General features: G+C 52.9%; 19 protein-coding genes, 1 tRNA gene and 2 pseudogenes. 15 read left to right on the top strand and 7 right to left on the bottom strand.

What is annotated here, in order from left to right:
* Position 1 precedes the first annotated feature (1 nt).
* Positions 2–868, bottom strand: coding sequence for a bifunctional methylenetetrahydrofolate dehydrogenase/methenyltetrahydrofolate cyclohydrolase FolD (gene folD / locus R0140_RS20785; RefSeq protein ID WP_244346033.1), 867 nt, complete (start codon positions 866–868; stop codon positions 2–4).
* Between the two features lie 339 nt (positions 869–1,207).
* Between folD and R0140_RS20780 the strand changes: the two genes are divergently transcribed.
* A tRNA-Arg gene (locus tag R0140_RS20780) sits at positions 1,208–1,284 on the top strand.
* A gap of 15 nt (positions 1,285–1,299) precedes the next feature.
* On the opposite strand, the pseudogene R0140_RS20775 reads toward R0140_RS20780, so the two are convergent.
* Both R0140_RS20775 and R0140_RS20770 read right to left on the bottom strand, forming a co-directional pair.
* Positions 1,300–1,890: pseudogene (locus R0140_RS20775) on the bottom strand (site-specific integrase); the annotation flags it as partial.
* 226 nt (positions 1,891–2,116) lie between these two features.
* Positions 2,117–3,271: a hypothetical protein gene (locus R0140_RS20770; RefSeq protein ID WP_080923708.1), complete on the bottom strand. Its 1,155-nt coding sequence runs from the start codon at positions 3,269–3,271 to the stop codon at positions 2,117–2,119.
* Between the two features lie 418 nt (positions 3,272–3,689).
* Between R0140_RS20770 and R0140_RS20765 the strand changes: the two genes are divergently transcribed.
* The 4 genes from R0140_RS20765 to uraH all read left to right on the top strand — a co-directional run bounded on the left by R0140_RS20765 (position 3,690) and on the right by uraH (position 5,942).
* Positions 3,690–3,881, top strand: a complete 192-nt coding sequence (locus R0140_RS20765) for a hypothetical protein (protein WP_162822884.1) — start codon at positions 3,690–3,692, stop codon at positions 3,879–3,881.
* A 356-nt stretch (positions 3,882–4,237) separates the two neighbouring features.
* Positions 4,238–4,702, top strand: coding sequence for an outer membrane lipoprotein (locus R0140_RS20760; protein WP_071787335.1), 465 nt, complete (start codon positions 4,238–4,240; stop codon positions 4,700–4,702).
* 90 nt (positions 4,703–4,792) lie between these two features.
* Positions 4,793–5,167 (top strand): hypothetical protein, encoded by a 375-nt coding sequence (locus R0140_RS20755; RefSeq protein WP_128205980.1) that lies wholly within the window; start codon positions 4,793–4,795, stop codon positions 5,165–5,167.
* A gap of 373 nt (positions 5,168–5,540) precedes the next feature.
* Complete coding sequence (gene uraH / locus R0140_RS20750) at positions 5,541–5,942, top strand: hydroxyisourate hydrolase (RefSeq protein ID WP_100781071.1); 402 nt, start codon at positions 5,541–5,543, stop codon at positions 5,940–5,942.
* Positions 5,943–6,020: 78 nt separating this feature from the next.
* Here uraH and R0140_RS20745 read toward each other — a convergent pair whose 3' ends face one another.
* Positions 6,021–6,191: a hypothetical protein gene (locus R0140_RS20745; RefSeq protein ID WP_002892370.1), complete on the bottom strand. Its 171-nt coding sequence runs from the start codon at positions 6,189–6,191 to the stop codon at positions 6,021–6,023.
* A 324-nt stretch (positions 6,192–6,515) separates the two neighbouring features.
* On the opposite strand from R0140_RS20745, the pseudogene R0140_RS20740 reads away from it, so the two are divergent.
* A pseudogene (locus R0140_RS20740) lies at positions 6,516–6,656 on the top strand (hypothetical protein).
* A gap of 45 nt (positions 6,657–6,701) precedes the next feature.
* Complete coding sequence (locus tag R0140_RS20735) at positions 6,702–8,006, top strand: citrate synthase (RefSeq protein WP_032734906.1); 1,305 nt, start codon at positions 6,702–6,704, stop codon at positions 8,004–8,006.
* A gap of 51 nt (positions 8,007–8,057) precedes the next feature.
* On the opposite strand, the gene R0140_RS20730 is transcribed toward R0140_RS20735, so the two are convergent.
* Positions 8,058–8,363 (bottom strand): hypothetical protein, encoded by a 306-nt coding sequence (locus tag R0140_RS20730; RefSeq protein WP_022064705.1) that lies wholly within the window; start codon positions 8,361–8,363, stop codon positions 8,058–8,060.
* Complete coding sequence (locus R0140_RS20725; RefSeq protein WP_008805477.1) at positions 8,341–9,003, bottom strand: LuxR C-terminal-related transcriptional regulator; 663 nt, start codon at positions 9,001–9,003, stop codon at positions 8,341–8,343. The genes R0140_RS20730 and R0140_RS20725 overlap by 23 nt, the downstream gene beginning before the upstream one ends.
* A 471-nt stretch (positions 9,004–9,474) precedes the next feature.
* On the opposite strand from R0140_RS20725, the gene R0140_RS20720 reads away from it, so the two are divergent.
* The 4 genes from R0140_RS20720 to R0140_RS20705 are packed head-to-tail and all read left to right on the top strand — an operon-like array spanning position 9,475 to position 14,262.
* Positions 9,475–10,035 (top strand): fimbrial protein, encoded by a 561-nt coding sequence (locus R0140_RS20720; RefSeq protein WP_012542568.1) that lies wholly within the window; start codon positions 9,475–9,477, stop codon positions 10,033–10,035.
* Between the two features lie 58 nt (positions 10,036–10,093).
* Positions 10,094–10,789, top strand: coding sequence for a fimbrial biogenesis chaperone (locus R0140_RS20715; RefSeq protein WP_040973725.1), 696 nt, complete (start codon positions 10,094–10,096; stop codon positions 10,787–10,789).
* 10 nt (positions 10,790–10,799) lie between these two features.
* Positions 10,800–13,235, top strand: a complete 2,436-nt coding sequence (locus tag R0140_RS20710; protein ID WP_317703887.1) for a fimbria/pilus outer membrane usher protein — start codon at positions 10,800–10,802, stop codon at positions 13,233–13,235.
* 1 nt (position 13,236) lies between these two features.
* Complete coding sequence (locus tag R0140_RS20705) at positions 13,237–14,262, top strand: fimbrial protein (protein WP_008805480.1); 1,026 nt, start codon at positions 13,237–13,239, stop codon at positions 14,260–14,262.
* Positions 14,263–14,284: 22 nt separating this feature from the next.
* Here R0140_RS20705 and R0140_RS20700 read toward each other — a convergent pair whose 3' ends face one another.
* Positions 14,285–15,151: a GNAT family N-acetyltransferase gene (locus R0140_RS20700; RefSeq protein ID WP_012542565.1), complete on the bottom strand. Its 867-nt coding sequence runs from the start codon at positions 15,149–15,151 to the stop codon at positions 14,285–14,287.
* A gap of 510 nt (positions 15,152–15,661) precedes the next feature.
* Here R0140_RS20700 and R0140_RS20695 point away from each other — a divergent pair.
* The 4 genes from R0140_RS20695 (at position 15,662) to cadB (ending at position 20,529) form a co-directional block, all read left to right on the top strand.
* Positions 15,662–16,582, top strand: coding sequence for a Kdo(2)-lipid IV(A) acyltransferase (locus tag R0140_RS20695; protein WP_008805482.1), 921 nt, complete (start codon positions 15,662–15,664; stop codon positions 16,580–16,582).
* Positions 16,583–16,682: 100 nt separating this feature from the next.
* A complete protein-coding gene (locus R0140_RS20690) occupies positions 16,683–16,955 on the top strand; it encodes a YdgH/BhsA/McbA family protein (protein WP_002892402.1) in 273 nt (90 codons plus the stop codon).
* 293 nt (positions 16,956–17,248) lie between these two features.
* Entirely contained in the window at positions 17,249–18,829 is a 1,581-nt protein-coding gene (gene cadC, locus R0140_RS20685; protein WP_008805483.1) for a lysine decarboxylation/transport transcriptional activator CadC, read from the top strand.
* A gap of 365 nt (positions 18,830–19,194) precedes the next feature.
* Positions 19,195–20,529 (top strand): cadaverine/lysine antiporter, encoded by a 1,335-nt coding sequence (cadB, locus tag R0140_RS20680; protein WP_008805484.1) that lies wholly within the window; start codon positions 19,195–19,197, stop codon positions 20,527–20,529.
* Positions 20,530–20,606 lie beyond the last annotated feature (77 nt).

The following is a 20,606-nucleotide window of genomic DNA, read 5'->3' as shown; positions in this document are numbered from 1 at the left end:
CTCAGGCCTCCTCAACGTCGTGATACTCTTCGCACGCCTGCAGCGTGTTCTGAATCAGGGTGGCGACGGTCATCGGGCCAACGCCGCCGGGAACTGGGGTGATGTAGGATGCGCGTTCGGCGGCATCTTCATACACCACGTCGCCGACCACTTTGCCGCTTTCCAGACGGTTAATGCCGACATCGACCACAATCGCCCCTTCTTTAATCCACTCGCCAGGAATAAAGCCCGGTTTGCCCACCGCGACGATCAGCAGGTCGGCGTTTTCGACGTGATGGCGCAGGTTTTTGGTAAAGCGATGGGTGACGGTGGTGGTGCAGCCGGCCAGCAGCAGCTCCATGCTCATCGGGCGACCGACGATATTGGACGCGCCAATGACCACCGCATTGAGGCCGTAGGTGTCGATATTGTAGCGTTCCAGCAAGGTCACGATACCGCGCGGGGTACACGGACGCAGGCGCGGCGCGCGCTGGCACAGGCGGCCAACGTTGTAGGGATGGAAGCCGTCGACGTCTTTATCCGGCGCGATGCGCTCGAGCACTTTGACGTTGTCGATCCCTGCCGGGAGGGGCAGCTGAACCAGAATACCGTCGATGGCCTTATCGGCATTCAGGGTGTCGATAAGCTCCAGCAGCTCGGCTTCGCTGGTGGTTTCCGGGAGATCGTAAGAGCGGGAGACGAAGCCCACTTCTTCACATGCTTTGCGCTTGCTGCCGACATAAATCTGCGAGGCCGGGTTGCTGCCGACCAGCACGACGGCCAGCCCAGGGGCGCGTTTTCCGGCCGCAACGCGAGCCTTCACTTTTTCCGCAACCTCAGAGCGTACCTGCTGCGCAATCGTTTTACCGTCAATAATTTTTGCTGCCATCAGAGAGAGGATTCCATCTGTATCTTTACGAAAGGGGGATGAGGATATTTTGTCAGAAGCGGGCCTCGCTGTCAGTCCTCGTTTGCGGTTTTATCCTGTCTGGGGCGAATTTAGCCTGTTTTGACCCTGCTCAGCTCAGGGGTATTGGTGTGTTGCGCCTGGCCACTAAGTGAATTTTCGCGCGCATGAGCCCCGGTGGTATGCTTCTTGTACAGTTGCTGAGGGATATTTCGCCAGCATCGTATAAGCCCCGCAGTTTCCTGGCAAAATGGATTGACTCAACGGACGTGGACCGTATAATTCCAGGCGTTTCACTCCGCGAAGCACTCGCTTCTCAGGGCGCCCTTAGCTCAGCTGGATAGAGCAACGGCCTTCTAAGCCGTAGGTCACAGGTTCGAATCCTGTAGGGCGTGCCATTAATAAACAATAACTTACGCCAGTTTTAAACCAGCCTGATTTCCTCCTTGTGTCGTATTTGTGTCGCTAGCGCCAAAAATGGCGTCAATTTTCCGTGCGTGTTCGGTCAGGTGGTTCGGTGCCTGGTGAGCATAGCGACGTACCATCTCGATGCTCTCCCATCCTCCCATTTCCTGTAAAACAGAAAGCGGGACGCCGGACTGGATCAGCCAGCTCGCCCAGGTGTGCCGGAGGTCGTGAAAACGGAAATCCTCGATCCCCGCTTTTTTCAACCCGGCGCGCCAGGCGTTATTGTCATCCAATCGCATTTTTCGAACCGCGGGCGTCAGCGTTCTATCCGGGCGATGTTTTGCCGCGGTGTGAACGAAAACCCACCGGGAGTGCTTCCCTATCTGATCCCTTAATACCCTGCATGCGGTATCATTCAGAGCTCCGCCAATCGCTTTGCCCGCTTTTGCCTTCTCCTGATTTACCCATGCAACCTTTCTCTGCATATCGACCTGCTGCCACTCAAGGCCTAGGACGTTTGAGCGGCGCATGCCGGTTGCTAGTGCAAATATTACCACTGGCTTAATGCTCTCCGGCATGCATTCGCTCAACCGCTCAACCGCTCAACCGCTCAACCGCTCAACCGCTCAACCGCTCAACCGCTTCTCTGGTTCCATTGCTAATCGGCTTGCGGGTTTTGATAAAGAACACTGACGGTTATATGCAGGACGGTAGCGCAGTGGTTGACCTGCTGCTTAGTGATATCGATCGTGGTGGTTCAGTATCGTCTCAGTTGCAGCAGGCATTTGGGTTTAGTCGGAAGGTAATGAGGAGTTATTAGTCTTAAATGCATTTCTCTTCAGAGGGTAGTTGGCTAGTTTCCAAGATATTCGTGAAGGCCGTATTGGCTTTGTCAATATCAGACGAGTTAAAAATAAAGCAGTTTTGGAATTGATTTCTGACTAGCCGTCTAAAAATCTTTTGATCCTCTTTGTTTTCATTAAAATTTATAAACATGATAGATCTATAATTTATATTTATATATTCAGGGCACAATAGTATTTTATCTCCGAGATTGTACGGGGCTGTTGCGCTGATATAAAAATGGCTGTTGTCTTTAATTTTTCTTGTATTCCAATGCTCAGCCGGAAAGGTTTCACTTGAGTACTTTACTCCATTTATCCTATAGGTGTTTACACACCAGTCCGCAATGCCAATTGACACCATCGTTTTTTCAATCGTATATGCATTAATTTCTCTAATGAGAGATATAGGTAATATTAGAAACATCAATGCAAAAGCTAAAAGCTTTATATTTATATAGTCATTTTTAATGCTAGAGTAAATGTAAGCAATGGCAGGGGCAAAGATGCATAATATATAAATTATAAATAGCCCTGTAATTGGTATGAATGTCTTTGCGTTGGCGCCAACGATTTGCTCTAAAAGAGATTGTATAGCTCGAAATGAGATTTTCATTGATGACCATATGAGTATAAGTAACATTACGCTTTTTATCTTTTTTCTAAACCCTAGAATAATGTAAATAACAAGTGCTGTTAGCGCCATGTTAATTGTTAGTATCGTCATCATATAATGGCTTGGGTTGACTTTTTGTAGAGAAAAAACAAAAGCAATGGATGGAATTGATATGGCAAAAACTGTAAATGATAAGATTAATGTGATCGCTAATTTAGTAGGTAATTTAAGGTCGTTATCTTCAGTGTCTTTTTTGAACAAAAAAGGCACAAACAAAAATGGTATCGATGGGATCAATAGTTTGATGATGTATAGGAAAAAGGATAATATTACAGGGACTACATTGGAAATGTTTGTCATGCTTGGCATGAATAAATCTACACGGTAAATTGCCTTTAAGTGAAGCCAAAGTAAGATGCAGGAAAGAAATATAAAAACAGGAAGGAGTTGGATAACGTTTTTTATAATGGTACCTGAAGAATCAAATAGCTTGCTTAACATCTTATTGATTTCATTCATTTTTTTATCCATATAATTATTTATATTTGTTGGGGCTGTGTGTATGATCTTTTAGGTAGGTCAATTTCATCTTAGTTGATGTGTGATTGTTTGCTATTAATGAATGAAAAATATTCCATAACATATAGAAATCAATGATTTCTAATGGAGTAGATTAATTTCATTTGGGAAGGGGCTATCAATGACAACCGTTTTATATCCGGATTTTCTGCCGCTTCCCCAGCGTGCTGATCAGAACATGACGCAGGATACAGCCTAGCAGACGACGCAGACTGCAATCGGTCCCTTGATAATCACTCTGATCACCACGGACCTGAAAGCAACCTGAATGCTGCAGTGGATATTCACGCTGGCCTAGGCCGAGCGATTTAAGTCGTGGCTTCGTTCAGGAGACAACGGTGGCTACTGGCGTAATGAACTGAACTACGCGCTTTTTACGTTCCTCGCTATTGGGCAGGTCAGTGCTCTGGCTCCACTGGAGGGTGGCTGGTTGCATGCGGACCGACTCGATCCCAGAGCCACCGGAACTTTGTGGGGCGCAGCGGTAGGGTTCACCACGGCGAATTGCTGGTTATTCACCTCTTTTACCGTGGCCATTCCGCTGGCGTAGCCGGAATAACATGATCATTATCACCGCCCATTGATCTGGCCCGCGACAGAAATATCAAAACAAATACGCGGTTATGAAACGACGGGATTGAGGTCATTGAAATAGTTGGTTGTGACCTGGGACCCGGCAGCGGTGGGGGAGACGTTGCATGATATGCCCAATTATCAGAGCTTAGTAGATTATTGCTGGCGTCAAATGGGGTTGGTGAGCCCTTGCCCTTCATCTTCAAATTTTTTCAGGATGACGTAATGATTAAAGCCTATAATACATATTATACCAGTAAACTTTTATCATTATTGTCCAGCTGATTATTTATGAAATGATGACGTTAATATGCAGCAAATGGAGAGGTTAACATGCTTAAAAAAATGTGCTTAATTGCTTTTACATTAGTTATTGCTGGATGTACCAATACCAGTCATCTTTCAGGTGATGTCCATTCCTCAGCCACGGCTGGACGCGTACAACAAGTTTTTTATGGCCAGCTGGTGTCAGTCAGAGCGGTGCAAATTCAGGCGGGTGATAACAGTAATGCGCTTGGCGCTGTCGCCGGAGGTGTCATTGGTGGTGTAGCGGGAAGTGCCGTCGGTGGCGGTTCAGGCCAAAGACTGGCGACGGCGACTGGCGCTGTTGCGGGAGGTTTAGCTGGTCAGGCGGTTCAGGCAAGAATGAATCTTGTTCAAGGGGTCGAGCTTGAAATACGCTTAGATGATGGAAGAACGTTCATGGTCGTACAACGTCAGGGGCCAACGCGATTCTCGGTAGGGCAACGAGTTGCCATTTCATCCGTAGGTGGGCAAACGACAGTATCCCCGCGCTAATTTTAATAGTTAATAACATAAATACCTAATGCCAGCTACGCTTTAAGGCTGGCATGGTAAAAATGGAATATCTCAAATTTAGGGTGTTTTATGAAAAAACCATCTTATTTTTTAAAGGTAATTTGCCTCTTTTTTTCAGGAACACTTATCGCTGGTTGCTCTGTGTTTATGACGAATATTGGAAACTCGCAAACGATGAATGTCAGTTTTGTTTCAAACCCGCAGACAACCGTTCGATGCCTTAAAACCGGTGCGAAAATTAACGGTTTTATTCTTGATGATAGCCAGTTAACTGATGAGGGTAAGCTTTTCTTAACGAAACAAAATATGAACTCAGCCATTTCGATTATGGTCACGGAAAGTTTAAACGGTACAGGCTTACGGGTTCGTTTTGATAACAGAGATAACATCTTGATCGATGGCTGGAATAAAGCAATCCGATACTGCAGAAGCACGATACCCTAAAAACAAGGATGTCTTTTAAAAGCCGGAATATATCAGGCGTCAAGTCGCTCACCATTCTTATCAGTTTCAGGAAGAGAGGTGAGCTTGAGCGTAACACGCTAATCATGCTGCATGAAAATAAGTAGGCAACGTAGTCAGAAACACGACCAGGAGCTGTGAGGCGTGCGAGAGTGCCAGGCTCTGGCCGCAAATCTTTTGCTTGCGGATAGCCTTCTCAGCAGACATATCCTCTCTCTATGATGAGGCCAGCTCGTCGGCCTACGGGAAGGGGACAGACCAAATAACCGCAATCTGATAACAAAAAGTTTAATTTTTTTCCCCGCCGCGCTGACTATAGTTAGGGCACTTTCACTTGCCCAATAAGGTCACGATTATGAAATTAGTTATCGCCTCCGTAATTTCCCTGCTCAGCTTCAGTGCGCTGGCGGCGCCAGAGGGGACGCTCAGCGTACACATTCTTAATCAGCAAACCGGGCTCCCTTCACCGGGGGTGCAGATTGAGCTGGATAAACAGCAGGGGGAGAGCTGGCAGCATATCGCCACCGGTAAAACGGATGCCGATGGGCGGATTAAATCGCTCTATCCGCAGGCGGAGAATATGGAGCCGGGGGTTTATAAAGTGACGTTTAAAACCGGTAACTATTTTAAAAGCCAAAACATGAATACGTTCTTCCCGGTGGTCCCGGTTATTTTCAATGTCACAAAGCAAAATCAAAAACTGCATATCCCGCTGCTGCTCAGTCAGTACGGATACTCTACCTACCGCGGCAGCTGATGACGCAAGCCGCTATCCAGCCAACGCCTGCGCGTCTCCCGCAGGCGTCACGTTTTCCTCGCACCACGATGTCCACGCCTAACGCTCGGTCTCTTTCTCTTTAAAGTGTTTAACAGCTTCGTCGTACATCGCCAGCAGGCCGGAAATTTCGCCTTCATATTGCGGCACGCGCTGGGCGCGAACGAGCTCAATCAGCAGCGCATAGGCTGCTTCTTCCGGGGCCGCATGTGGATTGATCAGTCCAGACATATCACCTCCTTAACAGTGGGCTTTTAGCCTACCCCTCGGCGGGAAAACGCAACAGCCTGATATGCAACCAGTACTTCTTATATGGCTCTTGTGAAACCTCAGAGGCGAAGACCTCGGCGGAAATCAATTGAAGGAGGGGTTATCCAGACCACTGGCGTGGCGGTTAGCGGTGCATCTACACCGGCAGCAGGCTCATCATCAGCCAGGCGATGGTAATGCAGATGAGGGTCATCGACAGCACAAAATTCATGGTAGCTCTTCTTCATCCTTTCTTTACTCAGCGTAAATTTTGACAGCGATGATCGCCTTTATCCTTGGCGATTTGTGCCGCTATCCGGCGGTGGGCTGGGGAAAGACGGCCTGTTTCCCCGTGAAGGCCAGTAAAATATCCTCTTTGTCAGGGTTATAGTGATGACATCAATGAATATGCTGCATCACATTGGTTATGTTGGTCTTTCCGCCTGAAGAATGACTTCAGGTCGCTGATAAGCTTGCTGGGGGACTAACAGGATGAGCACTACACCGTTAACGCTTTCTTTTGCCGGGCAACAACCGACCATCGACCTGCCGCAGGTGCCGGGAACGCGGGGGCCGGTGGGAGTCGACATGCGCGGGCTAAATCAGTCCGGATTCTGCAGCTATGACCCCGGCTTCGCCAATACCGCCGGATGCCAGTCGGCGATCTCGTGGATCGATACGGAAAACAGCGTGCTGCTGCACCGCGGCTATCCGGTAGATCAGCTGGCTCGCCAGTGCGATTTTCTCGAAGTGGCCTACATCATGCTGAACGGTGACGCGCCGGATGAGGCCAGCTATCAAACCTTTCGCGAGACCATCACCCGCCATACTCTGGTCCACGAGCAGATAGCCCGCATGTGCAGCGGCTTTCGTCGCGATTCGCACCCGATGGCGCTGATGTGCGCCCTGGTGGGGGCGCTGGCGGCGTTCTATCATGATGTCCTGGATGTGGAAAATCCGCAGCACCGGGCGCTGGCCGCCACCCGGCTGCTGTCGAAAATGCCCACTATCGCCGCCATGAGCTACAAGTACACCATTGAACAACCCGCCGCGTATCCGCGCAACGATCTCTCCTATGCCGGAAATTTCCTGCAGATGCTGTTTGCTATCCCGGCGGAGAAATATGTTCTGAATCCGGTCATCGAGCAGGCGATGAACCAGATCCTGGTGCTCCATGCCGATCACGGGCAGTGCGCCTCGACCACCACGGTGCGTGCGGCGGGCTCCTCCGGGGCGAATTTATTCGCCTGCGTCGCCGCCGGGCTGGCGTCGCTGTGGGGGCCAATGCACGGTGGCGCCAATGAATCGAGCATGCGAATGCTGGAGGAGATTGAAAGCGTCGATCAGGTTCCGGCGTTTCTGCGCCAGGCGAAGCGCGATCCGCAGGCATTTCGCCGGCTGGGTTTTGGCAACTCGCGCTACCGTCACCGCGATCCGCGCGCCGGGATCCTGCGTGAAACCAGCCATCGGGTACTGGCGGAGGTAGGCATGTCCGACCGTTTGCTGCAGGTGGCGATGGCCCTTGAGGACGTGGCGCTGACCGACCCCTATTTTGTGGACAATGGCCTGTCGCCGAGCGTGGATTTCTATACCGCGGTGATCCTCAAGGCGATGAATCTGCCTTCGTCGATGTTTGCGGTGGTCACCGCGGTCGGTCGGACGGTCGGTTGGGTGGCGCACTGGAACGAGATGCACCAGGCGCCGCTGACCATCTACCGGCCACGGCAGATTTACGTTGGCGAGGGCTATCGGGATTACGTCTCCCGACGCGGCGAGCAGTCTGCTGGCCCAAGGTAATGCGTACGGGCAGGAGGCGCGCGGCGTCTTCCTGCCCAGGCGGGGTGCTACTTAGAGATGCCGGGAGAGCAGATAGTGCTCGACGGCGGTATATTCGGTTAACCGGGTATACAGCGCCAACAGGGCGCTGAGAAAAGCGCCTACCTCACAGGCTTGCGGCCCGGGTGTGGCGAGTAATGGCTGTAGCGTAGCTCTCAGTTGATCAAGGTCAGACTTCAGCACATACGGTATATGCAGGGTGCTGAGGATGGCTTCAGTCTGCTGGAAATCGTGACGAGATGGCAACGCCTCGTCTGCGCTTAGCCAGCTCAGGATAATCAACATAAGGCGATTTTTAGCGTAGAGATACGATTTCATGGCCTGTCTCCTGTCGGTAGTGGCGCAACACCATCCCCTGAACTTTGTTCATCAGTTCCACGTTATTTTTCACCGCCAGCTTGCTAAGGACGCGTGAACGGTAGTAGTAGACCCGTTTGATCGTGAGCTGCATGGTGCTGGCCACGTGACACAACGGCATTCCCCCCATCAACAGGCTGATTAAAAAAGTTTCCTTACGGGTCAGGTTATAGCTGTCAGGTATGGCGATATAGAGCTTGTCGGCGGGGGGCGACGTCCAGCGCGGAGCGCGGGCAAGCGCCGTACTGAGCCCGGCAAAACTGGTGATGAACTCTGCGCCGAGCACAATGGCGAGGCTGCTTTCGAGCTCGCTCAACGGGTAGCCTGATTTGGCAAAAATAAAGATCCGGATCAGGGGATTAAACGATTTTAAACTGAGCGCGACCTGCAGTACTTCGATGCTGACGCTGCTGTAATCAATAAGGATGGTGCTTAACCGGGCTCCGGCATCGGTCGCAAAAAAAGTATAGAACATCTCACTCTGTCCGCTAAATGGGTAACAGAGCATTTCTTTAATATCCAGAGGCTTGCTGTTTGGTTCATTAATATACGCCTTCAGCGCAATATTAAAATATTCTGAATCCGCAATGCAGATCAACATAATGACCTCCTGGCATAAATACGCTGTGCATGCTGTCCTGCCTGATTCGACAATTTACTGTAGCGAATACCCGTCTGAAATAACATACTCCCTGTGCTTTCAATCGAGGGGGGAGAACGTGGGAGGAGGTGGTTAATAATGAGGGTGAGATATTTAGATCGCATTTTGCGAATATTTTATGGAAAACATATAATAAAAATTATCATTTATTTACAATAGGTTATGCTTTTATTGTGCATTTGTTTTATTTCTTTTTCAGAGTGGTGTTAAGACTTTTCTATAAAAAGTAGAAATGGTCCTGGTGGCGAATTTGAATAATAAACAATGAAGTGAGTAGGATGTCAGTGCAGGGAAGGGGTTAAAAGATAACTGGTTAATCCAATGGAATGAGCATTAATAAATTGTACGTATAAAGTACGCCAGGGGTATTTCCTGAACGATTCTCCATAAGCGTGGTGATGAGGAGTGAATATGAAAAAATACAGCAGAGGAATGGCATCTTTCGTGGTGATGATGATGCTTTCTCCGGTAGCGGCACAGGCTGCTGATGGCAAAGTCACCTTTAATGGTGAAGTCATCGAAAATACTTGTACGGTAGTGAATAAAGACAAGACGGTGACCCTGCCGACGGTCCAGCGTTCAGCGCTCAGCAGCGCGGGTGAGACGGCGGGCGTGGTTCCCTTCACCATCGATCTGACGAGCTGCACCCCAGGGGCTGATGTCTCGGTGTACTTCGAGAAAGATCAATACGTTTCCACGGAGGGCCGACTAAAAAATACCCTGTCTGACGGCACGGAAGCAGAAAACGTCGATGTGGAACTGCTGAACACCCGGTTTACGCCGATTAACCTCGCGGAGAGCCCGGCGGTCGCTGCAGACGGCACCATTGCTCGCCCGGATGTGATCCCGGTGGCGGTGGCTGAGCAGGATGGTTCCGCCTCGCTGCCTTTCTATGCCCGCTACTATGCGACCGACGCCGCTACGGCTGGAAAAGTCGCTACCTACGTCAACTTTACGGTGGTCTATCCGTAAACCCTGTCCACGGCCCCGCTCAGGGGCCGTTTATCCACCCGGCAAGGAGGAGGTGAATATGCGGCGTATGGTTCTGGCATGGCTGCTGTCCTGCATTTTACCCTCGGCGGACGCCAGCATGGTTATTGACGGCACACGGATTATTTTTCCCGGCGACAAAAAAGAGATCGCCGTCCGGGCCACCAATATGGGGGAGACCCCCTCTCTGACGCAGGTCTGGGTCGACGATGGCCGCGTGCAAAATCAACCGGAAAAAGATTCGGCGCCGTTTATTGTGCTGCCGCCGATTGTGCGTATCGAGCCGGGAAAGGGCCAGAGTTGGCGCCTGGTGTTCAACGGCAGCCGTCTGCCGCAGGATCGGGAGTCGCTGTTCTGGTTTAATCTGCTGGACATCCCGCCTGAGCCGAAAAACGGCACGGCAATCAATTACCTCCAGCTCGCGATACGGTCGCGTATCAAGCTGTTTTACCGTCCGGCAGGCGTGGCGGCGGAAAAAATGGCGCCGGTGAATGCCCTGCGCTGGGCGCTGGCTCCCACGGGCAATGGGCTGCGGGTGAGCAATGCCTCATCGCGCTATATCACCATCGACAGCATCACCCTTAACGGACAAAAACAGTCCGCTGGCATGGTCGCCCCTTTTTCCTCGCTGGAGATCGCGCTTAAAGGGGTCGCGCTGCGTACGCTGCCGGAGAAATTCAGCTTCACCACCATCAATGATTACGGCGCGGTAGTGAATCATAATTATCCTCAGTAAGGACATTATTATGAAACTCAGGGAGATCAAGTTTGGGTTGATGCTGCTCCTTCCCTGGCAGGAGGCATGGGCGGCAGAGGCGTTTAGTTTTAACCGCGCCCATTTGCACGGCGCCGCGCAGGTTGATCTCCAGAAATATCAATACGGTAATCCGCTGCACGCCGGACAGTATCGCAGCACGCTCTCGGTGAATGGCCGGGACCTGGCGGAAGAAACGTTTGTTATCCAGGAACACGATGGCCAGCTTGAGCCCTGCATCTCGCCCTCGCTGTTCGACGCCCTGCAGCTGAAGGATGCCCAGTGGCCGGCGGCGGCCACCTGCCTGCGCTTTTCGCAGATCAATAAGGCGATCGGCTGGGAGTATGACAGCGGGGAAAACGTCCTGCGGGTGAATATGCCCCAGGCGCTACTGCAACCCCATTATCGGGGGGCGGTGAACCTGAAGAAGGTGGATAGCGGCGTGCCCGCCGCAGTGCTGCGCTATCAGGCCAACAGCTATCAGAGCATCGTCGACGGGGATAGCAGCAGCCATCATTATCTCGGGCTGGATGCCAGCCTGCGCGCCTTTGGCTGGCGTTTACATCACCAGTCCAGCTACCAGGCGCAGGAGGGGAATACACACTGGGATAGCATTGCCACCTGGGCTGAGAGAAGTGTAGTGAACTGGGCGTCCACGTTACGGCTGGGTCAGGGATGGACCGACGGAACCTTCTTTGACAGCGTCAGTTTTATCGGCGGCAGGCTGGCTACCGATGTGCGCATGCTGCCGGGCTCCCGCCGCGGCTTTGCGCCGTCGGTTAGCGGCGTGGCGCGCACCAATGCCCGCGTGACGGTCACCCAGAACGGCGCCCTGTTGTACGAGGCCACGGTTCCGCCGGGCAAATTCACCTTTGACGATCTCTATCCCACCAACGCCGGCGGCGATTTACAGGTAACGATCCATGAGGCGGACGGCAGTCAGGAGACCTTTACCGTGCCGTACGCCGCGCTGCCTGGCCTGGTGCGGGCAGGCGCGGTCTACTATGACCTGTCGCTGGGCTATCTGGATGAGGACGGGATCGCCGGGCGGCCGGGATTTGGCGAAGCCACAGTGCAGTACGGCTTCAATGACTATGTCAGCGGCTATACCGGCGCCAACGCGACGACGGATTATTACTCGACGCTGGTCGGCAGCGCCTTCAATACCTACTGGGGGGCGCTGGCGGTCGATCTTTCCCGTTCTGCGGCGAAGGGCAGGGAACGCGGCTGGCAGGAGGGGTATCGCTGGCGGGTATCCGCATCAAAATCCTTCGCGTCCGATACGCGGATGCTGGTCTCGATGAGCCACAGCAACGACGGCAACTATCGTTCCATTCGCGACGCCGTCCGGGAGCACGACCGTCACCCCAACGACTGGCGGGAGATGACCCGCTACAGCGCGACGTTGTCTCAGCAGGCCGGCAGCGGCAGCCTGTCGTTTAACGGAATCTGGAGTGAGGATGTCCGCCACCACCGCTGGCGCTCCTATCAGCTGGGGTACGCCAACCGCTATGGTCAGCTCAATTACTACCTGTACGCCCAGCAGAGTCAGGATATTCATCACCGCAATAATCAGGTGGTGGGCGTCTCCTTTTCGCTGCCGTTCGGGCAGGCGGGCAGCCTGACTACCCGCTTTAACCATGATAAGAACTACGGCAGCCAGCTGCAGTCCAGCTATACCGGCAGCGCTGGCGAGAAAAATGCCTTTAGCTATGGCCTGACCGCCAGCTACGACATGCCGCGGGAGAACCCGCTCGAGGCCAGCGTTGGGGGCAACGGTAGCCTGCGTACGGATTATGCGTACCTGAATGCCAGCGCCAGCGCCGGTCGCCACCAGCAGCAGTACTCGCTGGGGGCATCGGGCGCCCTGGTGGCGCATCAGGGCGGAATGACCGCCACCCCCGAACTGGGGGAAACCTTCGCCATTGTGGAAGCGCCCGGCGCGGCGGGCGCTCGGGTGGCAAACCGCCTCGGACAGCCGATAAACCGCCAGGGTTTTACGATCATCCCTTACCTCGATCCCTTTACCGATAACTGGCTGGATCTCGATCCGCAGGGTCTGAACGACCATGTGGAGATTGTCTCCAGCAGCACGACGGTGGTGCCCGATTCGGGCGCGGCGGTGAAGGTCAAATTTGTCACGCGTACCGGCTATCCCTGGTTTGCCCATGTCACGCTGCCGGATGGCGCGGCGCCCCCGCTGGGCGCGGAGGTGTTTGACGACAGCGGTCGGGCGGTTGGCGCCGTCGGTCAGGGCGGGCTGCTGTATGCCCGGGTGCCGCAGGCCGACGGCAGCGTCTCGGTAGTATGGGGCGAACGCAGCGGGCAACGCTGCCGGTTGGCCTATGCCATCCGCGGCGACGCGGCGCAACAGGTTAGCCGCGGTACGCCGCATCAGGTCTGCCGGCCGGGAATAAAGGAGAAGTAATATGAAAAAAATCATCGCATCAGGGGTACCGCTTCTGCTGGCCGGCGGATACTGCGCCTCGCTGTCGGCAGCGTGCCAGATGGTCAGTGGCAAAACTATCGAGTATTCAGTGAACGTCAGCCAGGCCAGTATCAACCTTGACGTCAGCAATCGCCCCATCGGCTCCCTGCTATACAGCTACGGAGGGATGATTATCACTAATAACGAACGCTGGGAGATCGCCTGCAGCGGCAGCGAGCCCGGCGGGTTTCAGAGCATCGGCGGCTCACGGGTCGGCCCGGCGGGAGACGGCAAGCCCGGGGATATCTACAGCATCGACCGCCTGCCGGGCATTGGCTACAGCTTCCAGATGGGGGAACAGGATGGCATTAATTTCGATCCCCTGTTCACGGCCTGGCCCTCAGCGCCGGTATTTTCCGGCCAGCGCGCATTTCAGGCGGAAAATAAAAAACCGACCATCTATTTCTGGCGGATTGCCGATAACGGCGGTCTACCGCCGCCGGGCGAGTATTGCCTTAACGATTACCTTGGCGATATTTATCTTGGCGGAGTACAGGCGATGCGCTTTAGCGTCAGTGGGCTCTGTATTCAGGTCAAATCACCCACCTGCAAGATTACTGACGACAGTAAAAACATTAACGTCTTCCTCGGGCGGCATAACAAAACCGCGTTTACCGGGCTCAACAGCACCACCGCCCCGGTTCCTTTTAACATCAACCTGACGAACTGTGAAAATGTCGGCAGCGTGTTTATGCAGTTTAACGCGACGGTGGACAGCGCTGTCGCCGCCAACGAGGTGATTAAAATCGATGACCAACCTGAAGGCGCATCCGGACTTGGCGTGCAAATCCTCAGCGCCGGCGGCGCGCTGGTGCCGCTAAACCAGGTGAGCCAGGTCTGGTCCGGGAATAAAGGCAGTCAGACGAACTATCGTTTATCCTATCAGGCCCGCTATATCCAGACGCAGCCCGCAGTGACTGCGGGCGAGGCGAACGCCAGCGCGACCTTCGTGGTGACTTATAACTGATCGGCCTGACGGCGTGGCGTCGTCAGGCATGCGCCAGTAAAGGAAACATCAACTTCCTGTCTTTAAACAGGTTTTCCTTCTGGTCATAGACGAAGAGGATATCTTCTCCCTCTATTTTCTCATACTCGCCGAGCCGGTCTTCATTAGGGGTAAAACCGAGGATGGCCTGGTAAACATGGTCATCGGCCAGTTCGTTGACCAGCGTCGACAGGCTCTTACCCTCCTCGCAGAAGAGGTCAAAGCAGATCAGCACCGGACCGTTTTGCATGGCGATGACCACTGCCTCATTTTTTGCCGAGTAATAAACAAAATGCTTCATAAAGGCTGAGCAGTAAAACATCAGCAGGCCAAAGTTATGCTCCACCCGCAGCGGTGAGAACGGGTTGGATTTTTCATAGTAATGGCGGAGCAGGGCGACATCGTCAGCGCTGTCCATATCCAGTTTACGAAAATCACCGGCTCGCGGGGAAACCGGCATAATATATTGATGCTCTTCGCTGCGGGTGAAGCCAAATTTGGGGTAAAAATCCACCGTGGTGGGATTGGCGAATAAAAAGAAGGCGTCCGCCTCCTGCTGCCAGTCCTGCAGGATGTGATGGATAAGCTGGCCGGCTAATCCCTTATTACGGTGGTCCGGTTCGGTCATCACGGTGCCAATCTGAATATAACGCCGGGGCTCGCCCTGCCAGCGCAGGTCGATGATATTGGCCGAGGCGTTAGCGATAACTTTATTGCGTTCGACAAAGGCGTAGGGGATATAGGCGTCGGTCCAGTAACCTTGCTGATACCACTCTTCAAAAGACAGATCAAAAGTCTTAACGGCAAGGTCAATGAAGCTTTTTCTTAATGGGCTATTTTCTCTGACTTGCTTCACTAATTGATAATTCATTGTCATAGTTCCTTCTCACTATGGCTTCTGAAAGCGGCGACGTCGGCAAAGGCACTTGCGTCGAATGAGCGCTGTAAACGTAGCATATCTGGGAAAAGGATCCGCAATGTCGATGCTTAACCTTTGCCCCAGTCACAAATAACCGCATGCTGGCCATATCAGACCGGGCTGAACGGCCTGTTTGCGTTTGCTATCGCCATAATAGAGCGTGAGTAAACGAGGCACTGGTCGAGAGGCTGAGGCAAATGTACTGGCGATTTTATCGACAATCGGCCGCGCCGTAGAGGTTAGGTTTATTTATTTATGCATTAAACAGGAAATTTTACGCGATCTGCCTAATAATAGAGTAGCCGTCATCGCAAGGGCTGAAATTACTCAAGGAGCGACGTATAATAACGCCCTTTGTGTCTGAGTATTACCGCACGAATTGGAAAAATATAACATGCAGGATCCGCTACTTTATTTCGCGGTTTTTGCTCAGCTATTATTGAGTGAATTAACAGGATTACTATGTCAAATTTACCCAAATTTTCCCGCGCGCTTTTGCACCCGCGTTACTGGCTGTTGTGGCTGGGAATTGGCTTTTTGTGGCTGCTGGTGCAATTACCGTATCCGGTGATCTACCGTCTGGGAACGGCGCTTGGGCGGCTGGCAATGCGGGTGATGAAAAGCCGCGCGCGGATTGCCAGACGTAATCTCGAACTCTGCTTTCCCGAGATGAGCGCCGCCGACCGCGAGGCGCTGCTGGTGAAAAACTTTGAATCGCTGGGCATGGGGCTGATGGAGACCGGCATGGCCTGGTTCTGGCCGACGCACCGGGTGGCGCGCTGGACCGAGACCAGCGGCGTTAACGAGGTGGTGGAGCTTCTGGAACAAAAGCAGGGCATCTTACTGATCGGTATTCATTTTCTGACCCTCGAAATGGGGGCGCGAATGTATGGCATGTTTACCCCGGGCATTGGCGTCTACCGGCCCAATGATAACCCGCTGATTGACTGGCTGCAGACCTGGGGACGCTTGCGTTCGAACAAGACCATGCTGGATCGAAAAAATCTGAAAGGGATGGTCAGGGCGCTGAAAGAGGGGGAGATCCTCTGGTACGCGCCAGATCACGATTACGGCCCGGCCAGCAGCGTTTTTGCCCCGCTGTTTGCCGTCGAGCAGGCGGCGACCACCACCGGCACCTGGATGCTGGCGAAAATGTCCGGGGCGACGATTGTGCCGTTTGTTCCGCGGCGCAAGCCCAACGGCATGGGGTATGAATTGATCTCTCTGACGCCAGAGCGCACGCCGCCGCTGGCGAGCGCCGAGGTCACGGCGGCCTGGATGAATCAGATTATCGAACAGTGCATCCTGATGGCGCCCGAGCAATATATGTGGCTGCACCGGCGTTTTAAGACTCGCCCGGAAGGGGTACCGCCGCGTTACTGAACGCTTCGGCCGAAAAATAAGCGCATCGGTAGCACGCTCAGTAAATCGCCGTCTATACTGAAAGAGCCTGACTGAAGGCTAATTCCAAGGAGATTGCAGGATGAAAAAAGTGATAGTCGCGTTAGCCCTTTCCGCCGTTGCATTTGGCGCGTCCGCCGCACAGTTGATCACCAAAGAAGAAGTGAAACACTTCAAACTGACCAAGGTCGGACCGATCTCGGTAGGGCCGTCCGGTGGCGAGTTCTCTTCACCTTCCGATCTGCACGATCAGCTCTCTAAGCTGGCCGATGAGAAAGGCGGAAAATATTACGTGATTACCGCCGCGCGCGAGCATGGTCCAAACTTCGAAGCCACAGCGGAAGTGTATAAATAACCTTTTTAAAAGCGTGCCGTAGCGGCGCGCGACGCATTGAGCCTGGAGCGCGTTAAGCCTCCGGGCTCATTTTTTTTCTGCCATCGGAATTGCCTTAGGCAATTGCGGCAGCGGAAATGCGTTTTTATCGCTATATATAAATTTCATGATCACGATGTTAATGAATTATTGCTTTTTATTGTTGATAAAAAGCCAATTCTGACCTAATGCCTGAGGGAGTGACCCCTGGCAAAAATAGGTAGGACAAATGTGTTATCATCGCGCCTTTCCCTTTTTGTCTGGGGCTTTCTTGTATGCTACAACCTGTTGTTCGCGTCGGTGAATGGCTGGTAACCCCCTCTGTAAACCAAATCAGCAGGAAGGGGCGCCAGCTTACCCTTGAACCGCGTTTAATCGATCTTCTGGTCTTTTTTGCCCGCCATCCGGGGGAAGTGCTTAGCCGGGACGAGCTTATCGAAAACGTCTGGACCCGGAACGTTGTGACCAGCCACGTCGTCACGCAGAGTATTTCCGAACTGCGCAAGTCGCTCAAAGACGGCGACGACGTTAGCCTTGAGTACATCGCGACGGTACCCAAACGGGGGTATAAGCTCACGGTGCCGGTGATCTGGTGCACCGAGGAGGGGGAGGAACTCGCCCCGCAGGTGGAGGCGCTGACGCCTTCGTCGTCGACCGCTATTCCCGTGCCACCGGCTGCCGGTGGGCCGCCAGAAGCCCCCGACTCCTCCGCCGATCTTACCGCGCCGGTGACAGCGCCGGCGGCGGCTCCCGCTGTCGCCAGCGCGCCATCGGCCCGCAAACGCCTCACCACCGCCCTGGTGTGGGGGCTGTTCCTGTTGGCGCTGGGCACCTGTGTGGCGCTGGTGGCGCTGTCGAGCATGGAGTCGCGGCCGCCGGTCAACAAGGCGCGCCTGCTGCTCAATCCGCGCGATATCGATATCCACCTGGTCAATGGTAACTCCTGCGCCAACTGGTCGTCGCAGCACTCTTACGCGGTCGGCCTGGCCAGCCTGATCACCACCTCGCTGAACACCTTCTCGACCTTTATGGTGCATGACAAAACGGACTACAACATCAATGAGCCGAGCAGCTCCGGGAAAACGCTGACCATTGAGTTCGTCAATCAGCGCCACTATCGGGCGCAGCAGTGCTTTATGTCGGTCCAGCTGGTGGATAACGCCGACAGCTCGACGATGCTGGATAAACGCTACTTTGTGACCAACGACAACCAGCTGACCATTCAGAACGATCTGATGAACAGCCTGTCGGATGCCCTGACGCAACCGTGGCCGGCGCGGATGCAGGCGATGCTCAGGCAATATCAGCCCTCGCAGAGCGTGGCGTTAACCTATTTCTACCAGTCGCATCAGCTGTTAATGAAGGGCGATGTTGATTCATTAAGTAAAGCCAGTAGCCTGCTGGATGATGTGATTAAGCGGGCGCCGGATTTTATTTACGCCTATGCCGAAAAAACGCTGGTGGATGTATTACGCCATTCGCAGCAGCCGCTGGACGATAAACAGCTAGCTGCCCTCTACAGTGAGGTTGAGCGGGTAGGGGAGATGCCGGGTATTAAAGACATGGCGATTTATTATCAAATAAAAGCGGTAGATTCGTTGGGTAAGGGTAAAGTCGACGAAGCGAATACCGCGATTAACAGTGCGATTGATTTAGAGATGTCGTGGCTGAATTATGTGCTGTTAGGCAAAGTCTATGAGATGAAAGGAGAGAACCGACTGGCTGCCGATTCTTACATCACCGCGTTTAATTTACGGCCCGGCGGGGATACCCTGTACTGGATTGAAAACGGTGTTTTCCAGACATCAGTTAATCGGGTGGTACCGTATCTCGACAATTTCCTCTCTTCAGAATAAGTAAACCCTCATCATGCGCAAGGTTTTGGGCATGATGAGGTTAAATTTATGTTTCTCATGAAGCCTCTGGTTGTTATTTGTATTTAGCATTCAGGAGGCTTTGAATAACACTTCAGTAACACTCATATCCCACTCTAACTCCATGTAACTAAACGATGTTTATCTTTTTCTGACACCCTGTTGTCATGTTTATATGTTAAGCGAAAAAGGTCAAAATATCATTTGTCTGATGTTTGTTGTTATTTCACTTTATCTTTAGGACTTATCTCGTACAAATCAGTAATCTTGTTGGCAGTTGGTCGGGTCAATTAATGGTTCTGTATCATGATCTGTACCTCCCAAATAAACTTAGGAGAAAAACAACCATGAGTTCTGCCAAGAAGATCGGGCTATTTGCCTGTACCGGTGTCGTCGCCGGTAATATGATGGGGAGCGGTATTGCATTATTACCTGCGAACCTGGCCAGCATCGGTGGTATTGCCATTTGGGGCTGGGTAATTTCAATTATTGGTGCGATGTCTCTGGCTTATGTTTATGCCCGACTGGCCACTAAGAACCCGCAACAGGGTGGTCCAATTGCCTACGCCGGGGAAATATCTCCCGCATTCGGTTTCCAGACCGGTGTGCTTTATTATCATGCAAACTGGATTGGTAACCTGGCCATCGGGATTACCGCAGTTTCTTATCTCTCTACGTTCTTCCCAATTTTAAATAACCCGGTGCCAGCAGGTATTGCCTGTATTGCCATCGTGTGGATCTTTACTTTCGTTAATATGCTCGGCGGGACCTGGGTCAGCCGTCTGACCACTATTGGTCTGGTACTGGTGCTTATTCCAGTGGTCATGACCGCGGTTGTCGGCTGGCACTGGTTTGATGTCGCCACCTATCAGGCGAACTGGAACACCTCCAGCACCACCGATAGCCACGCGGTCATTAAAAGTATCCTGCTCTGCCTGTGGGCCTTTGTTGGCGTCGAATCCGCCGCCGTGAGTACCGGGATGGTGAAAAACCCGAAACGTACCGTACCGCTGGCAACCATGCTGGGTACTGCGATGGCCGGTATCGTCTATATCGCCGCGACTCAGGTTATCGCCGGTATGTATCCTGCTTCTCAGATGGCCGCGTCCGGTGCGCCGTTCGCGATTAGCGCCTCTACCATTCTCGGCGGCTGGGCTGCTCCGATGGTTTCCGCTTTCACTGCCTTCGCTTGCCTGACTTCTCTGGGCTCGTGGATGATGCTGGTTGGCCAGGCCGGTGTACGTGCCGCCAACGACGGTAACTTCCCGAAAGTGTATGGCGAAGTCGATAGCAACGGTATCCCGAAAAAAGGCCTGCTGCTGGCGGCGGTGAAAATGACCGCGCTGATGGTGCTGATTACCCTGATGAACTCCGCCGGTGGTAAAGCTTCTGACCTGTTCGGCGAACTGACCGGTATCGCGGTACTGCTGACCATGCTGCCTTACTTCTACTCCTGTGTTGACCTGATTCGTTTCGAAGGCATCAACATTCGTAACTTCGTTAGCCTGATTTGTTCGGTACTGGGTTGCGTGTTCTGCTTCATCGCGCTGATGGGCGCAAGCTCCTTCGAACTGGCCGGCACCTTTATCGTTAGCCTGATTATCCTGATGTTCTACGGTCGCAAAATGCACCAGCGCCAGAACAACGCAACGGATAACAACAGCCCCGCTAACGCGCACTAATCAGTAACCCTTTTTCCTGAGGCTCCTTCCATCACCTGTCATCACGCGACGGGAGGGGCTTTCTACATCTGGAGATT

Origin of the sequence: Klebsiella sp. w6, assembly GCF_033100215.1 — a bacterium.
Taxonomy (GTDB): Bacteria; Pseudomonadota; Gammaproteobacteria; order Enterobacterales; family Enterobacteriaceae; genus Klebsiella; species Klebsiella variicola.
The sequence above is the reverse complement of the archived record's forward strand: the minus strand, read 5'-3'. Positions and strand labels throughout refer to the sequence as shown.

Excerpts from the sequence above, each read along its gene's own strand:
- folD (WP_244346033.1), bottom strand. The coding sequence starts at position 868 with ATGGCAGCAAAAATTATTGACGGTAAAACGATTGCGCAGCAGGTACGC.
- R0140_RS20770 (WP_080923708.1), bottom strand. The coding sequence starts at position 3,271 with ATGAATGAAATCAATAAGATGTTAAGCAAGCTATTTGATTCTTCAGGT.
- R0140_RS20760 (WP_071787335.1), top strand. The coding sequence starts at position 4,238 with ATGCTTAAAAAAATGTGCTTAATTGCTTTTACATTAGTTATTGCTGGA.
- R0140_RS20755 (WP_128205980.1), top strand. The coding sequence starts at position 4,793 with ATGAAAAAACCATCTTATTTTTTAAAGGTAATTTGCCTCTTTTTTTCA.
- uraH (WP_100781071.1), top strand. The coding sequence starts at position 5,541 with ATGAAATTAGTTATCGCCTCCGTAATTTCCCTGCTCAGCTTCAGTGCG.
- R0140_RS20745 (WP_002892370.1), bottom strand. The coding sequence starts at position 6,191 with ATGTCTGGACTGATCAATCCACATGCGGCCCCGGAAGAAGCAGCCTAT.
- R0140_RS20735 (WP_032734906.1), top strand. The coding sequence starts at position 6,702 with ATGAGCACTACACCGTTAACGCTTTCTTTTGCCGGGCAACAACCGACC.
- R0140_RS20730 (WP_022064705.1), bottom strand. The coding sequence starts at position 8,363 with ATGAAATCGTATCTCTACGCTAAAAATCGCCTTATGTTGATTATCCTG.
- R0140_RS20725 (WP_008805477.1), bottom strand. The coding sequence starts at position 9,003 with ATGTTGATCTGCATTGCGGATTCAGAATATTTTAATATTGCGCTGAAG.
- R0140_RS20720 (WP_012542568.1), top strand. The coding sequence starts at position 9,475 with ATGAAAAAATACAGCAGAGGAATGGCATCTTTCGTGGTGATGATGATG.
- R0140_RS20715 (WP_040973725.1), top strand. The coding sequence starts at position 10,094 with ATGCGGCGTATGGTTCTGGCATGGCTGCTGTCCTGCATTTTACCCTCG.
- R0140_RS20710 (WP_317703887.1), top strand. The coding sequence starts at position 10,800 with ATGAAACTCAGGGAGATCAAGTTTGGGTTGATGCTGCTCCTTCCCTGG.
- R0140_RS20705 (WP_008805480.1), top strand. The coding sequence starts at position 13,237 with ATGAAAAAAATCATCGCATCAGGGGTACCGCTTCTGCTGGCCGGCGGA.
- R0140_RS20700 (WP_012542565.1), bottom strand. The coding sequence starts at position 15,151 with ATGAATTATCAATTAGTGAAGCAAGTCAGAGAAAATAGCCCATTAAGA.
- R0140_RS20695 (WP_008805482.1), top strand. The coding sequence starts at position 15,662 with ATGTCAAATTTACCCAAATTTTCCCGCGCGCTTTTGCACCCGCGTTAC.
- R0140_RS20690 (WP_002892402.1), top strand. The coding sequence starts at position 16,683 with ATGAAAAAAGTGATAGTCGCGTTAGCCCTTTCCGCCGTTGCATTTGGC.
- cadC (WP_008805483.1), top strand. The coding sequence starts at position 17,249 with ATGCTACAACCTGTTGTTCGCGTCGGTGAATGGCTGGTAACCCCCTCT.
- cadB (WP_008805484.1), top strand. The coding sequence starts at position 19,195 with ATGAGTTCTGCCAAGAAGATCGGGCTATTTGCCTGTACCGGTGTCGTC.